The following is a 14274-nucleotide window of genomic DNA, read 5'->3' on the forward strand; positions in this document are numbered from 1 at the left end:
TTGTCGTCCGTGTAACAGACAGCCCGCAGGCACAGTCAGATATAAAAGCCGTCCGATCCCCTCCGTGGACGGCTTCTCCCTGTCGTTATTTACCGCGTGAAATCACAGGTATTTCAGGGTGTAGGTGACGGATGCGTTAACATCGCCAGGAGTTGCGGCACCTGTCAGGGCTATCAGGCGGGCAAAGAAGTTGAGTTCGTTATTCCCGGCTTGCAGTTGCTGAGCTTCGCCATCCGGCATCGGGGTATTAGGTGTAATCAGTGAGGTATTGTCACTTTTCAGAAGCTGCACACCAACATGCTGGGCACTGCCGGTGTGACGTAAGCTTTACCTGAGGTATCAGCTGTGCCACTGAAAGAGACGGTTACTTTAGACATTTTCCCTGCGGAGCCAGCAGGATTTGAACCTGCATCATTCGGATCGAAGGCGCAGTTCTGCAGATGAATGGTGAACGGTTTTGATTCCGTAGTTGCGTCGGCGGTATTCAGTTTACGGTAAGAAATCTGTCCAAACGGAACGGTGATCGCATCGTCGCCCGGTGCGATATCACAGGGTGAGTTGGTGATGGTACCAGTGAAAAGAATTTTACCTGAGCCGAACGGGCCTGCTGTGGGTGGATCGACTGCATATACAGAAGCGCCATACATCATACCGGCAGCCGCCATGGCAAGTATTATTTTATTACGCATAGATAATATGTCCTTTGGGTGAATGAGAATTATTTTGCAAAGGCTGAAAACAACTCTGAGGGTATTAATGAAAGCGTTCAGAAAAGATTCGTATGAATAATAAACGCCTGGTGTTAAACGAAGCACCTGAACTTTCCATCGAAAAATATTGATTTCAGCTAATGCCTAATCAGTTGTAAGAAAATTCTTATTCAAATTAAAACAATAAAAATAGATCGATACGATCGATGATTATGATCGTAATTTAAGAATAATCATCAAAGAAATACTTTTTAATGTAATTATAAGCGGGTGAATACCTAACAGACAGATATTCGCAGCGGACATGAAATATTTTGTAATATGTTATCGGGAATGTATGTTTTGCTTTTCCATTACACTGGATATTTACAAAACATAATACTAATCATATATAACAATGAAATTACTAGTAGCATAAAAAACTGGATATAACGCAAGTAAAAGGCATTTAATTCCAAAACATTAACTTAATAAATCATTATGAACCATCATAAGTGGAAGGAATAAAAAATAATAAATGAAATGATATTCTTCTGTATTTGTGATGGGCATCACAATAGATATAAATGCAGGTACCCTGACATTTCTGAACTTCGCGGATGAAATTTAAAAACAATGCCGACAGCAAAGAACAAACTGGTAATAGCTGTCAGACATAATGCTGCCTGCTGTAATGTATACAGCAGGCTGGGGGATATTAATGCGCGGCGTCGTGCTGCACGGAGTGCGTGGGTGATTCCTGAACTGACTGAGAGTCTACAACTATGCCATCCTGAGCTGATTTCAGTAACAGACCTGCCTGATAGTATTTTCCTTCGTTCATCAAGGAAAGCGCTGTGGTCACATCCTTACGGGTTTGCTGAAGAGGAATGAGTTCCTGATTTTCAATAACACTGACGCCTGCTAGTTTCAGGGCCTCTATAGTTCCTTTTTTATCTCCTTCTTTCATTTTCTGGTTTGCTTTATTAATAGCATCATTTTTCTGGCCCGCAGGGAGATAATCTTCTGCTACCGTAATCGATGAATTTATCCGAATATAGTGGTCTCCTTCAACTGGGGCTTTTTTATCTGATTTGACATACAGATTCCAGTCAGTGCTGTCATCGTTCAGGAGTTTTTCTGCTTGCGCAGCCAGTTGTTCCGCCTTTTGGGTGCGACCATTAAACAACTCGAATCGCGACATTCCGATATCACGCATGGCCTGCCAGGCCTGTCCGGATATCTTGTCATTATTCAGAGTAACGTTATCAGTCATGTTTGTTGCGGCCATAATATTTCCTGAAAACAGGATAACCATCAGCGCAACGCCTGGCATAATATGGCTTTTCATAATCCATCATCTCCACAAAGTAACATTTTTTATCGGATTATCCTATTCAGAACCGGTAACCCACGCCAAGATTAAAACCATTGCTATTAAGGCTTCCGCTGTTATGGGTAGCATCAAAATCCGCTCCCTCATAACCCAGAGTTATAGCGACACTACTGACCGGGGTATAAGCCACGCCAGCAGAATAACCATATCCGACCTTACTGTCAGACTCATTTATCCCGTGATCACGCTGATGCAATAATACGGGACCCACTTGACTATACAGACTTAACTGGTTATTTATTTTCCATGAGGGGCCTGCAAGCAGGGAGTAATAACGGGTTGTTACACGACCATTACTGCTTTCATCGGAATAGCGCTGGCTTCCATTTAGCCAGGCAAATGAGGTTGTCAGCCCCCAGTCCGGTGACATTTCATAGTTGTTTGCCAGCCGAACCCCACGCAACGTCCCGGCGTGATTAGTATGGGACTGGGCGTATCCAAGTGAAAATGTACTGGCATTATCGTCTGCCCATACCGGACTGGCTGCAGCAGACAGCAGAACAATACCGGCACTTCCGGCTAATAGCATTTTGTTCATCTTCTTCTCTCCGGTTATTTTTACCTGATGCCTTACTGGCATGTATTAAGTTAAAATCTTTCCGTGATAACAAACTATAAATAAATCTTTTAAATTATGAGCGCTGTTACTCCAGCAAATACCTTTATCTCCGGCTGTCGGGAGGCTATTCACGAAAATATATCCAGGCCAGAAACAGTATTTAATAATAAATAAACTGAAAAATAAAAACTGACAAAAATAGAAGTTCACTGATATATACCCAAAATAATTCGAGTTGCTTAAAGGCGGCAAGGGAGTGAGTCCCCAGGAGCATAGATAACGATGTGACTGGGGTGAGCGACAAATCTGCCGGGAACAGATTTGAACGTCGCGTGCGACGGCCGTCAGGGCGAGGCCCATGGATGGACTGAGTAATCCGTAGCCAACACATAAGCCACTTGAAGTATGAAGGGTATATAACGGGAAAGAAGGCATATCGGCCTGGTAAATCAACGTCTGTGACTTAGTTGCAGGAAACGGCTATGGTGAGGGGGGGGGGGGGGCGGCAGTTATCGGGCAGTAACGGCATTGTTCAGTGAGTATCCAGGAAACAAAAAAAGAAGGGAGCGGTACTCCCTTCGTAAACATGTCAGAATACGACATTTTGGTACTCTTTTATTTATTATCTGGCCGTAAAAGTTATGCTGTTGGCAGATATCTCCAGTCAACATAAAAAAATACCACCAGCTAAAAATGTGATGCAAACCACCATTAAGCAGGTAACCAAATTGACTGTGCCACTAAATCCGGAAAAGAGTTTGAATCCGGGGATAACATCTGATGCAGAAATTAGCACCAGTCTTCGATTCGGATACCCGGAATGCGTTCAAACTCGCGGAGATTGTTTGTGACGACGACCAGTCCGCGGCTACGGGCATGGCCAGCAATCATCTGGTCATAAGGCCCGACAGGTGTTCCCTTGCGGGCCAGTTCGGCACGGATTTGACCGGTATGTATCGCTGCCTGTGTATCGTAATCCAGAACCTCAAGGCGGGAGATAAATCCCTCCACGATGGCAAGATTACGCTCCGGCGCCAGGCTTTTTTCAGCACCGTAAATCAGCTCCATTAAGGTGATGGAGCTGATACACATTCGGGATGTATTGAGGTTGAAGCGTTCTCTGATGTGTTCGGGCTTATTTTTGATGGTGAAAATACAGGTATTGGTATCAAGCATGAATTTCAGCATCAGAATCCTTCCCGTTCCTGTACTGCGGGTTGTTCTCTGGTACTCATAAAATCAGTACTGGCGCCTTCGCCATCGAACCAGCTGTCCCAGGATTCTCCGACTGGAGTAATGATTCTGCTTCTACCAACCGCAATGATTTCGACATGTTTCACATCATCCGGAAAGGATATCGATTTAGGCAATCTGACTGCCTGGGTCCGGTTACTAAAAAAAAGTGTTGTGTGCATAACTGCCTCCTTTCTGGATATACAACGAGTATATCCATTATGAGTAGAGGCGATGTATATGTCAAAGAGATATACAGGAAAAAATAATCCAGTCACATGACGCGCACTCCGCAGGGCATCCTTGCCAACCCCGGCAATCGGGGAAAGCGAGTTTCCCCGACTCCGGCATTTCTGAATACATCCAATGAAGGAAATACCATGCAAACAATGCATAAAAAACATATGTGCCCATGGCTTCTGCCCGGTTTGCTCGGTCTGGCTCGGTGTGCGCCAGTACCGCATACTTACGCAGCCATCATTGAGGCAGGATTTTATCCGGAAGGTACAGATCTCCAGCTTGTTCTTAAGATAATTGAGACCGCGCGACAGGAAATCCGTCTGATGGACTATTCCTTCACCTCTTGGGAGGTGGTCCGGTTCGAACATTCAGTGAGTACAAAATTCTCCATGTCAAAGTGATCGTCAGCGACGACCGCCACACCGAGGTGGACACGTCAGAATCGCTGATCGGACACGTCGCAATCTACACTCTGACTTATAAGCCAGCCTTAAGGGGCATGTTGGCTTTGACGATCAGGCAAAAAACAACGGCGAATAAAGTCGTATGATGATCTTCACATTTATCATCATCAGCGTTCATATTACTCAACCTGTAATCAACCTCTGGCGTTTTTCTGTATCCATCACAACCATTTCCGGTAAAGGTAAAAAAGGGATTTGAACCTTTCCGGAGATGATAATGAAGGTAAATACATGGACAATTTTGCTTATGTCGGCGCATCTGACGGCCTGTGCCGTCCCTGGCACAGAAAAATATCAGACCAGCATGGACAGCGTTACGGCAGAAAAAATAAGCCGGATTATCCAGTCGGATGTCATTCCTTATAAAGGCGAAAACCATGGAGAAGTTATCAGCCGCGTATCGTCTGCTTTTCTCGGAACACCTTATCAGGCGGATACGCTCATCGGTGGGCCCGGCATCCCCGAAGTCCTTGTAGCGAATTTCAACGGCGTGGACTGCTTTACCCTGGCTGATTACGTTGAAGCCCTGGCCCGCAGCGATAATCAGAAATCGTTTCTGCATAATCTTGCCAGGACTCGCTACGCCGCGGGCAAAGTTGCTTATCTCAGCCGCCGGCACTTCTTCTCTGACTGGTTCGCCGCAACACCGCGTAATGCACGGGATGTAACGCCGGATATCAGCCCTGATTATGTCGTTGTTGACAAGCAGCTTAACCATAAACCTGATGGCGGCGAGTACATTCCTGGTCTGGGCATCCATCCTCGTAAAATAAATTACATTCCCGGAAGAGCCATCAACCAGCAGGTCATGAACCACCTAAAAAACGGGGATTATATCGGTGTCTACTCCCCGCTTGACGGGCTGGACGTTTCACATGTGGGTATCGTAGTTCGCCATGATGAACAGGTGTGGTTCAGGAACGCCTCCTCATTGGCCGCAAACAGAAAAGTGGTGGATACACCGTTTATGGAATACATGCATTCCAGACCGGGCATCGTTGTGCTGCGGGCTGAATGATAAAGTCATTACCGGAGTCGCCAGCTGATAATAGCCGTCCGACATAGGTATTGAAACCCTGTGTGCTGTGGGGCCGACACGGAAAATTGCTGTAAATTCGTGGTTTTAGTAAATACTAGAAGATATTTGTCTGGAGCGGGCGAAGGGAATCGAACCCTCGTATAGAGCTTGGGAAGCTCTCGTTCTACCATTGAACTACGCCCGCTTTGAGATGCGTAAGGCATTATAAACCTTACGCTCTGGTTGGCAAGAGACTTACTGGCTGACTGGCGATTAATTCGCCGTCAGCACTTCGATTTACTCCCCTGCGGCGGCAGATAACGCAGCGGATCGATGGCCGTCGCCCGGTAGCGAATCTGGAAGTGTAGTCTTACGGATGCGGCATCCGTGCTGCCCATCGTAGCGATTTTTTGCCCCGCTTTAACGCTTTGTCCATTATTAACCAGCATGGTGTCATTATGAGCGTAAGCCGTAATGTAATCTTCATTGTGCTTAATCATGATGAGATTGCCGTAACCGCGCAGCTGGTTCCCGACATAGACAACTTTACCCGCTCCCGCCGCATAAACAGGCGTTCCGCGCGCGCCCGCAATATCGATCCCCTTATTTCCGCCCTCCGCGGTGGAATAAGGTAAAATCACTTTACCGTTAGCAGGCCATACCCAACAACGCTGCCCCACCGGCGGCCAGGAGGATTTTGGCACCGAAGATGACGGTCTGACCGCAGCAGTTTTTGTTGCTGTTTTATTGCTGGTTTTGCGTGTTGAACTGCTACTCTTTGCGCTGCCGCGCACTTTAATTCGCTGCCCCACCTCAATAGTATAAGGCGGAGAAATGCCATTCAGTCGGGCCAGTTCTTTCACGCTGGTTCCCGTAGCGCGCGATATACGATACAACGTATCGCCGCGCTTAACGGTATAGACGGAGCCGGAATACGTTCCTGAGCCGGAATTACTGGAACACCCCGCCAGCAGCAGCCCTGTGCATAACAGCACCGCAATACCCAGGCTATTTTTGTTCAGGCGTCCTGCGCTCAAAACCATTCCTCACTCTATTGACAGACGCCTTATGATAGCAGCCAAATGCCGTATGCCCAATCCATTGACGCCGGAAAGGGTCCGCGTGGATGATGATGCCGCGAATATCCGATATGCCAGCATAATATCGAATCACGGCACAATGGCGCTCGTCTGCGTTCTGTCAGGGCCTGTTTTGGTAATGCCTTTCTTTCTGTTATGCGCTACGCTGATCGTCTGAGTATATGGCCTGGCCATGCTGCCGGGTCATTTTAATTTTCAGGAGCTTTCATGACTGAGGAACATGTCGTTTTATTGGATGAGCAGGATAAGCCTTCCGGCACACTGGAAAAGTATGCGGCTCATACGCTTAATACGCCTTTGCATCTGGCTTTCTCCTGCTGGCTATTTAACGAAGATGGTCAGTTGCTGGTAACACGACGGTCGCTGAGCAAGAAAGCCTGGCCAGGCGTGTGGACGAATTCGGTTTGCGGTCATCCGCAACAAGGCGAAACCACCGAAGAGGCGATCATCCGCCGTTGTCGGTTCGAACTCGGCGTGGAAATTACCGATCTCACCCCCGTCTATCCGCACTTCAGCTATCGGGCGACAGATCCAAACGGTATTGTGGAAAATGAAGTCTGTCCGGTATTTGCCGCGCGGGCAACCAGTGTGTTACAGGTTAACAGCGAAGAGGTGATGGACTATCAGTGGAGCGAATTTAAAAGCGTATGGAAAAGCCTTCTCGCTACGCCGTGGGCATTTAGCCCGTGGATGGTCATGCAAGCGTCAGACGAACAAGCGCGTGAACGACTGCTCAATTACTGCCAGCGTTAAAGATTGCCTGATGGCGCTACGCCTGAACAAAGAGATGCCGGATGGCGGCTAATGCCCCATCCGGCAATTTACATCTTATTTCACCGGACGCATCGCCGGGAACAGAATAACGTCGCGAATCGTGTGGCTGTTAGTAAACAGCATCACCATACGGTCGATACCAATTCCCAGACCCGCTGTCGGCGGTAAACCGTGTTCCAGCGCCGTCACGTAGTCTTCGTCGTAGAACATGGCTTCGTCGTCGCCCGCCGCTTTTGCATTAACCTGATCCAGGAAACGCTGCGCCTGGTCTTCCGCATCGTTCAACTCGCTAAAGCCATTGCCGATTTCACGACCGCCGATAAAGAACTCGAAGCGGTCAGTGATTTCCGGGTTCACATCATTACGACGCGCCAGTGGAGACACTTCAGCCGGATATTCGGTGATGAAGGTCGGCTGAATCAGATGCGCTTCAGCGACTTCGTCAAAGATCTCGGTGACGATACGGCCCAGACCCCAGCTCTTCTCGACGTGAATGCCGATGCTTTCAGCAATCGCCTTCGCGGAATCGAAGTTGTCCAGATCAGCCATATCTGTTTCCGGACGATATTTCTTGATCGCTTCACGCATGGTCAGTTTTTCGAACGGCTTACCGAAGTCAAACACTTCATCACCGTACGGAACCTGGGTGGTGCCCAGAACATCCTGCGCCAGCGTACGGAACAGAGACTCAGTCAGCTCGATCAGGTCTTTGTAGTCCGCATACGCCATATAGAGTTCCATCATGGTGAACTCAGGATTATGGCGCACGGAGATGCCTTCGTTACGGAAGTTACGGTTAATTTCGAATACGCGTTCGAAGCCGCCAACCACCAGACGCTTGAGGTACAGTTCCGGCGCGATACGCAGGTACATGTCCAGATCCAGCGCGTTGTGATGGGTGATAAACGGACGGGCAGACGCGCCGCCTGGGATCACCTGCATCATCGGCGTTTCGACTTCCATAAAGCCGCGAGCAACCATAAACTGGCGAATACCAGCCAGGATCTTCGAACGGGTTTTGAAGGTGTTACGGGATTCATCGTTAGAGATGAGATCCAGATAACGCTGGCGATAGCGCGCTTCCTGGTCCTGCAGGCCGTGGAATTTATCCGGCAACGGACGCAGCGCTTTCGTCAGCAGGCGCAGTTCGGTGCAGTGGATAGACAGCTCGCCGGTTTTGGTTTTGAACAGCTTACCTTTCGCGCCGAGGATATCGCCAAGATCCCACTTCTTGAACTGCTCGTTGTAAACGCCTTCCGGCAGATCATCGCGCGCCACATACAGCTGAATGCGGCCGCCTACGTCTTGCAGGGTAACAAAAGAGGCTTTACCCATAATACGGCGAGTCATCATACGGCCCGCGACGGACACTTCAATATTCAGCGCTTCCAGTTCTTCAGCTTCTTTCGCGTCAAACTCTGCGTGCAGTTGGTCTGAGGTACGGTCACGACGGAAATCGTTCGGGAACAGGATACCCTGCTCACGCAGTGCAGCCAGCTTCTCGCGACGTGCCTTCATTTCATTGTTAAGATCGACTACCTCGTCAGCGCCCTGTGCGTTTTGTTCAGACATGTTGATTCCTCATAGCCCTGCTTTCAAACTTGCTTCGATAAATTGATCCAGACTACCGTCCAGTACCGCCTGTGTATTGCGGGTTTCCACCCCAGTACGCAGGTCTTTAATGCGGGAATCGTCCAGGACATAGGAACGAATCTGGCTTCCCCAGCCGATATCGGACTTAGTGTCTTCCATCGCCTGTTTTTCAGCGTTCTTTTTCTGCATCTCCAGTTCATAAAGCTTCGCTTTCATCTGCTTCATGGCCTGGTCTTTGTTTTTGTGCTGCGAACGGTCGTTCTGGCACTGCGTCACGATTCCGGTTGGAATATGGGTGATACGCACGGCGGATTCCGTACGGTTAACGTGCTGACCGCCTGCGCCAGACGCGCGATAGACGTCGATACGCAGATCCGCCGGGTTAATGTCGATATCGATATCGTCGTCCACTTCCGGGTACACAAACGCGGAGCTAAACGAGGTATGACGGCGACCGCCGGAGTCAAACGGGCTTTTACGCACCAGACGATGTACGCCGGTTTCAGTGCGCAGCCAGCCATAGGCATATTCGCCGGAGATTTTGATAGTCGCGGACTTAATACCGGCGACTTCCCCTTCCGATTCTTCAATGACTTCCGTCTTGAAGCCGCGCGCTTCCGCCCAACGCAGATACATACGCAGCAACATGCTGGCCCAGTCCTGCGCTTCAGTACCACCGGAACCGGCCTGAATATCGAGATAGCAATCGGCGCTATCGTACTCGCCGGAGAACATCCGGCGGAATTCCAACTGCGCCAGCTTCTCTTCCAGCGTATTCAGTTCCGCGACGGCTTCGTTAAACGTCTCTTCGTCGTCAGCTTCTACCGCCAGTTCCAGCAGCCCGGAAACGTCGTCCAGCCCCTGAGTCATTTGATCAAGCGTATCGACGATCGCTTCGAGCGATGAACGCTCTTTTCCCAGCGCCTGCGCGCGCTCAGGTTCGTTCCAGACATCCGGCTGTTCCAGCTCGGCGTTTACTTCTTCCAGACGCTCTTTCTTAGCATCGTAGTCAAAGATACCCCCTAAGAACGTTGGTGCGTTCCGTGAGGTCCTGAATGCGGTTATTCACCGGGTTAATTTCAAACATGGTCTGATTTCTTTTATTTGACTTGTCAAAATGCGGTTATAAGGGCGAAATATTAGCGGATTTCGCCCCTTAATTACAGCGAAAGTGTTGTTAAATCGCCCCGATCATAGCGGCCAAATATCATCGATAATAATCTGTAAACTACGGTTGCCGCGAAACTCGTTAATGTCCAGTTTATAAGCCAGTTCTACCTCCCGCACGCCGTTATCCGGCCAACAGGTCGTATCAATATTAAATGCGATGCCATCCAACAGCGGGCCGCCGCCGACAGGCTCCACCATCACCTTGAGGTGACGCTCGCCCACCAGACGCTGCTGTAGCAGACGGAAACGACCATCGAATAACGGTTCCGGGAACATTTGCCCCCACGGTCCGGCATCCCGCAACAGTTGCGCCACTTCCATAGACATCTCCGCCGCGCTTAATGGACCATCGGAGATCACCTCGCCTTGCAACAGGGCAGGATCGAGCCATTCCGTCACCAGCTCGCCAAACCGTTGCTGAAACTGCTCGAATTTATGCTCTTCCAGCGACAATCCCGCCGCCATCGCATGGCCGCCGAACTTGATCATCAGATCAGGGTAAAGGGTATCCAGCCGTTCCAGCGCATCGCGCATATGCAGCCCCTGAATCGATCGGCCTGAGCCTTTTAGCGTGCCATCGCCCGCAGGCGCAAAGGCGATCACCGGGCGGTGAAAACGCTCTTTAATGCGCGACGCCAGAATTCCGACCACGCCCTGGTGCCATTCAGGATGATACATCGCCAGACCGCCCGGAAGCGTTTCACTACTGCGCTCAAGCTTTTCGCACAGGATAAGCGCTTCCGCCTGCATCCCCTGCTCTATTTCTTTGCGCGTCTGGTTAAGCGCATCCAGCTCGCTGGCCAGAACACGCGCTTCGCCGAGGTTGTCGCACAACAGTAACGCCACGCCAACGGACATATCATCCAGCCTGCCGGCGGCATTCAGGCGAGGCCCCAACGCGAAGCCTAAATCACTGGCGGCAAGCTGCTGCGGATCGCGATTCGATATCTCCAGCAACGCTTTAATTCCCGGACGGCATTTCCCGGCACGAATACGACTTAGCCCTTGCCAGGTCAGAATACGGTTGTTAGCGTCCAGCGGCACAACGTCTGCTACCGTACCCAACGCCACTAAATCCAGCAGCTCCGCCAGATTCGGCGGCGCGATGTTGCGCTCGTCGAACCATCCTTTGTCGCGCAAAAATGTTCGCAACGCCAGCATCAGGTAAAACGCCACGCCGACGCCCGCCAGCGACTTAGACGGGAATTCGCAGTCGCGCAGATTGGGATTAATAATCGCTTCGGCATCCGGCAACGTGTCGCCTGGCAGGTGGTGATCGGTCACGATCACCGGAATCCCCAACGTCTTTGCATGCGCTACGCCGGCATGGGATGAAATGCCGTTGTCTACGGTGACGATAAGCTGCGCGCCGCGCGCCTTCGCCTGATCGACCACTTCCGGGCTTAAACCGTAGCCGTCTTCAAAGCGATTAGGCACCAGATAACTGATGTTGTCACATCCCAACGCACGCATTCCCAATACGCTTAGCGCAGTACTGGTCGCGCCGTCGGCGTCAAAATCGCCAACAACAATAATGCGGGTACCTTCGCGAAAGGCGTTGTAGAGGATCTCCACCGCGTTATCTATGCCGCTAAGCTGTTGCCAGGGCAGCATTCCTTTCACGCTGCGCTCCAGTTCGCGGGCGCTACGAACGCCCCGGCAGGCATATAGACGTCGTAGTAATGGAGGAAGATCGGCGGGGAGTTCCGCCGTCTCATCAGCCTCGCGCCGACGAAGTTGTCTCTGTTGTTTCACGCGTATTATTTACCACTGGTCTGTTTTTGATGCTCATCAAGAAACGCTTTCATCTCTTTCGGTCCCTGATAGCCAGGCACCACATAGCCGTTACTCAATACAATGGCTGGCGTACCGCTAACGCCCAACTGCACGCCCAACGCATAATGATCAGCAATGTTCACGTCACAGCTTGCCGGTTTCACGCCCTTACCTGCCATGGCGTCATCAAACGCTTTGTTTTTGTCTTTGGCGCACCAGATAGATTTCATATCCTGCTCCGCCTGGCTTTCCAGCCCCTGGCGCGGGAAGGCCAGATAACGAACCGTGATCCCCAGCGCGTTATAATCTTTCATCTCTTCATGTAGCTTATGACAATAGCCGCAGGTGATATCGGTAAAAACAGTAATGACATGTTTCTCATCCGGCGCTTTATAGACGATCATCTCTTTTTCCAGCGCATTTAGCTGGCTCATCAGCAGTTTGTTCGTCACGTTTACCGGATGCGCGCCGCTCACGTCATACATCGGCCCTTGAATAATATGTTTGCCGTCATCAGTGACGTACAGTACGCCGCTGTGAGTGAGGACGGTTTTCATCCCTGCCACTGGCGAGGCCTGAATTTCCGTACTCTGAACGCCCAGCTTAGCCAGCGACTGACGGATAGCCGCATCATCCGCATGGGCCACGCCTGAAAACGCCGCCGCCAGTAAAGTGAACATCATAAAACGCTTTTTCATAAACTATCCTTTCCTGTCAGCACTCATGCCCGCGGATGGTGCTGTTGATGAAGTTGACGCAAACGCTCCGTTGCGACATGCGTATAAATTTGTGTCGTCGAAAGATCGCTATGCCCAAGTAGCATTTGTACAACGCGCAAGTCGGCGCCGTGATTCAGCAAATGCGTGGCGAAAGCGTGACGTAAAACATGCGGCGATAGTTTTTCGCTATCGATTCCAGCCAGTACCGCATAATGTTTAATACGGTGCCAGAAGGTCTGCCGCGTCATCTGCTGCGCACGCTGACTGGGGAATAATACGTCAATCGATACGCCATTGAGTAACCAAGGACGCCCATGCTCCAGATACGTTTCCAGCCAATATACCGCCTCTTCGCCTAACGGCACCAACCGCTCTTTATTGCCTTTACCGATAACCCGCACCACGCCCTGCCGCAGACTGATATCGCTCATTGTCAGCCCCACCAGTTCCGACACGCGCAAACCGGTGGCATACAGCACTTCCAACATAGCTTTATCGCGCAACTCCAAAGGTTGATCAATAAGCGGCGCCTGCAAGAGCCGTTCAACCTGCGCCTCGCTAAGGTCTTTCGGTAAACGCTGCGGAAGCTTAGGCGAGGCCAACTGCGCGCTCGGATCATCCTCACGATACTTTTCACGGTACAGATGCTGGAAAAAGCGCCGCATAGCGCTTAACAGGCGTGCGGAACTGGTCGCTTTGTATCCGCCCTCCACCCGTTCAGCCAGCAGCGTTTGTAAATCATCAGCCTGCGCCGTCGCAAGCGTTTTTCCGCGATGATGCAACCACGCAACGACCATCGATAAGTCGCGACGATACGCGCTTAATGTATTTTCCGCCAGATTTCGTTCCAGCCACAGGGCATCCAGAAACTGCTCAATACGCGCTAAATCCTGTTCCATTCGCGCTCCCTACTTCACGCTGACTTTTGGTGCATTATGCCTCATTGTGCCGTGAATGCAGTGATTCTGTTACACTACCCGCAACGCTATAGCAGAATCGAGATGTAACGTAATGAACATGGGTCTTTTTTACGGTTCCAGCACGTGCTACACCGAGATGGCCGCAGAGAAAATTCGCGATATCCTCGGCCCGGAGCTGGTGACATTACATAACCTCAAGGATGACGCCCCCGCCTTAATGGAGCAGTACGACGTGCTCATTTTAGGCATCCCCACCTGGGATTTTGGCGAAATTCAGGAGGACTGGGAAGCCGTCTGGGAGCAACTGGACGATCTCAATCTGGAAGGCAAAATCGTTGCGCTTTACGGTATGGGCGACCAGCTCGGCTACGGCGAGTGGTTCCTGGATGCGCTGGGTATGTTGCATGACAAACTTGCCCTCAAAGGCGTTAAATTTGTCGGCTACTGGCCCACAGAAGGCTACGAATTTACCAGCAATAAACCGGTCATTGCGGATGGGCAACTGTTTGTCGGCCTGGCGCTGGATGAAACGAACCAGTACGATCTCAGCGATGAGCGTATACAGACCTGGTGTGAACAAATTCTCGGCGAAATGGCCGAACACTACGCCTGAAGCCTTACTC

Annotated in this window: 14 protein-coding genes, 1 tRNA gene and 1 pseudogene; 4 read left to right on the forward strand and 12 right to left on the reverse strand. The window is 50.4% G+C overall.

Annotated features, from left to right (window positions below):
• Window positions 1-102 precede the first annotated feature (102 nt).
• From ACFK9X_RS19615 to vapB, 5 genes and pseudogenes are all read right to left on the reverse strand, one after another.
• Window positions 103-689: pseudogene (locus ACFK9X_RS19615) on the reverse strand (fimbrial protein).
• Window positions 690-1407: 718 nt separating this feature from the next.
• The gene (locus tag ACFK9X_RS19620) at window positions 1408-2040 is read right to left on the reverse strand and encodes a YfdX family protein (protein WP_000835265.1); all 633 of its coding nucleotides are present in this window, start codon (window positions 2038-2040) and stop codon (window positions 1408-1410) included.
• Between the two features lie 46 nt (window positions 2041-2086).
• The gene (locus ACFK9X_RS19625; protein ID WP_001038502.1) at window positions 2087-2623 is read right to left on the reverse strand and encodes an STM3031 family outer membrane protein; all 537 of its coding nucleotides are present in this window, start codon (window positions 2621-2623) and stop codon (window positions 2087-2089) included.
• Between the two features lie 810 nt (window positions 2624-3433).
• Window positions 3434-3832 (reverse strand): tRNA(fMet)-specific endonuclease VapC, encoded by a 399-nt coding sequence (vapC, locus tag ACFK9X_RS19630; RefSeq protein WP_151117435.1) that lies wholly within the window; start codon window positions 3830-3832, stop codon window positions 3434-3436.
• The gene (gene vapB, locus ACFK9X_RS19635) at window positions 3832-4059 is read right to left on the reverse strand and encodes a toxin-antitoxin system antitoxin VapB (protein ID WP_000557545.1); all 228 of its coding nucleotides are present in this window, start codon (window positions 4057-4059) and stop codon (window positions 3832-3834) included. The genes vapC and vapB overlap by 1 nt, the downstream gene beginning before the upstream one ends.
• A gap of 207 nt (window positions 4060-4266) precedes the next feature.
• On the opposite strand from vapB, the gene ACFK9X_RS19640 reads away from it, so the two are divergent.
• Window positions 4267-4518, forward strand: coding sequence for a hypothetical protein (locus ACFK9X_RS19640; RefSeq protein WP_001540858.1), 252 nt, complete (start codon window positions 4267-4269; stop codon window positions 4516-4518).
• Window positions 4519-4792: 274 nt separating this feature from the next.
• On the forward strand, window positions 4793-5599 hold the full coding sequence (locus ACFK9X_RS19645; RefSeq protein ID WP_001574939.1) for a DUF1460 domain-containing protein: 807 nt from the start codon (window positions 4793-4795) through the stop codon (window positions 5597-5599).
• A gap of 131 nt (window positions 5600-5730) precedes the next feature.
• On the opposite strand, the gene ACFK9X_RS19650 is transcribed toward ACFK9X_RS19645, so the two are convergent.
• Window positions 5731-5804: transfer RNA gene (locus ACFK9X_RS19650), tRNA-Gly, on the reverse strand.
• Window positions 5805-5883: 79 nt separating this feature from the next.
• Window positions 5884-6642, reverse strand: coding sequence for an amidase activator ActS (gene actS, locus ACFK9X_RS19655; protein ID WP_151117437.1), 759 nt, complete (start codon window positions 6640-6642; stop codon window positions 5884-5886).
• Window positions 6643-6906: 264 nt separating this feature from the next.
• Between actS and idi the strand changes: the two genes are divergently transcribed.
• Window positions 6907-7452: an isopentenyl-diphosphate Delta-isomerase gene (idi, locus tag ACFK9X_RS19660; protein ID WP_000133994.1), complete on the forward strand. Its 546-nt coding sequence runs from the start codon at window positions 6907-6909 to the stop codon at window positions 7450-7452.
• Between the two features lie 75 nt (window positions 7453-7527).
• Here the strand turns inward: idi and lysS are convergent, their stop codons facing one another.
• The 5 genes from lysS to xerD form a co-directional block, all read right to left on the reverse strand.
• On the reverse strand, window positions 7528-9045 hold the full coding sequence (lysS, locus tag ACFK9X_RS19665; RefSeq protein ID WP_151117449.1) for a lysine--tRNA ligase: 1518 nt from the start codon (window positions 9043-9045) through the stop codon (window positions 7528-7530).
• A 9-nt stretch (window positions 9046-9054) separates the two neighbouring features.
• A protein-coding gene (gene prfB / locus ACFK9X_RS19670) for a peptide chain release factor 2 (protein ID WP_010989230.1) occupies window positions 9055-10153 on the reverse strand; the annotation gives its coding sequence in 2 pieces (ribosomal slippage) (window positions 9055-10077 and window positions 10079-10153; 1098 coding nt in all).
• A 104-nt stretch (window positions 10154-10257) separates the two neighbouring features.
• Window positions 10258-11991, reverse strand: coding sequence for a single-stranded-DNA-specific exonuclease RecJ (recJ, locus tag ACFK9X_RS19675; protein WP_151117452.1), 1734 nt, complete (start codon window positions 11989-11991; stop codon window positions 10258-10260).
• Between the two features lie 5 nt (window positions 11992-11996).
• Window positions 11997-12710 carry a bifunctional protein-disulfide isomerase/oxidoreductase DsbC gene (gene dsbC / locus ACFK9X_RS19680; RefSeq protein ID WP_000745614.1) on the reverse strand — a complete coding sequence of 238 codons (714 nt, stop codon included), beginning with the start codon at window positions 12708-12710 and terminating at the stop codon, window positions 11997-11999.
• A gap of 23 nt (window positions 12711-12733) precedes the next feature.
• Window positions 12734-13630, reverse strand: coding sequence for a site-specific tyrosine recombinase XerD (gene xerD / locus ACFK9X_RS19685; protein WP_000434302.1), 897 nt, complete (start codon window positions 13628-13630; stop codon window positions 12734-12736).
• Window positions 13631-13742: 112 nt separating this feature from the next.
• Between xerD and fldB the strand changes: the two genes are divergently transcribed.
• Window positions 13743-14264, forward strand: coding sequence for a flavodoxin FldB (gene fldB, locus ACFK9X_RS19690; RefSeq protein WP_001055885.1), 522 nt, complete (start codon window positions 13743-13745; stop codon window positions 14262-14264).
• Window positions 14265-14274 lie beyond the last annotated feature (10 nt).

The sequence above is a fragment of the Salmonella sp. WC3 genome, from assembly GCF_042932255.1.
Lineage (GTDB): Bacteria > Pseudomonadota > Gammaproteobacteria > Enterobacterales > Enterobacteriaceae > Salmonella > Salmonella enterica.

Excerpts from the sequence above, each read along its gene's own strand:
- ACFK9X_RS19620 (WP_000835265.1), bottom strand. The coding sequence starts at position 2,040 with ATGAAAAGCCATATTATGCCAGGCGTTGCGCTGATGGTTATCCTGTTT.
- ACFK9X_RS19625 (WP_001038502.1), bottom strand. The coding sequence starts at position 2,623 with ATGAACAAAATGCTATTAGCCGGAAGTGCCGGTATTGTTCTGCTGTCT.
- vapC (WP_151117435.1), bottom strand. The coding sequence starts at position 3,832 with ATGCTGAAATTCATGCTTGATACCAATACCTGTATTTTCACCATCAAA.
- vapB (WP_000557545.1), bottom strand. The coding sequence starts at position 4,059 with ATGCACACAACACTTTTTTTTAGTAACCGGACCCAGGCAGTCAGATTG.
- ACFK9X_RS19640 (WP_001540858.1), top strand. The coding sequence starts at position 4,267 with ATGCATAAAAAACATATGTGCCCATGGCTTCTGCCCGGTTTGCTCGGT.
- ACFK9X_RS19645 (WP_001574939.1), top strand. The coding sequence starts at position 4,793 with ATGATAATGAAGGTAAATACATGGACAATTTTGCTTATGTCGGCGCAT.
- actS (WP_151117437.1), bottom strand. The coding sequence starts at position 6,642 with ATGGTTTTGAGCGCAGGACGCCTGAACAAAAATAGCCTGGGTATTGCG.
- idi (WP_000133994.1), top strand. The coding sequence starts at position 6,907 with ATGACTGAGGAACATGTCGTTTTATTGGATGAGCAGGATAAGCCTTCC.
- lysS (WP_151117449.1), bottom strand. The coding sequence starts at position 9,045 with ATGTCTGAACAAAACGCACAGGGCGCTGACGAGGTAGTCGATCTTAAC.
- dsbC (WP_000745614.1), bottom strand. The coding sequence starts at position 12,710 with ATGAAAAAGCGTTTTATGATGTTCACTTTACTGGCGGCGGCGTTTTCA.
- xerD (WP_000434302.1), bottom strand. The coding sequence starts at position 13,630 with ATGGAACAGGATTTAGCGCGTATTGAGCAGTTTCTGGATGCCCTGTGG.
- fldB (WP_001055885.1), top strand. The coding sequence starts at position 13,743 with ATGAACATGGGTCTTTTTTACGGTTCCAGCACGTGCTACACCGAGATG.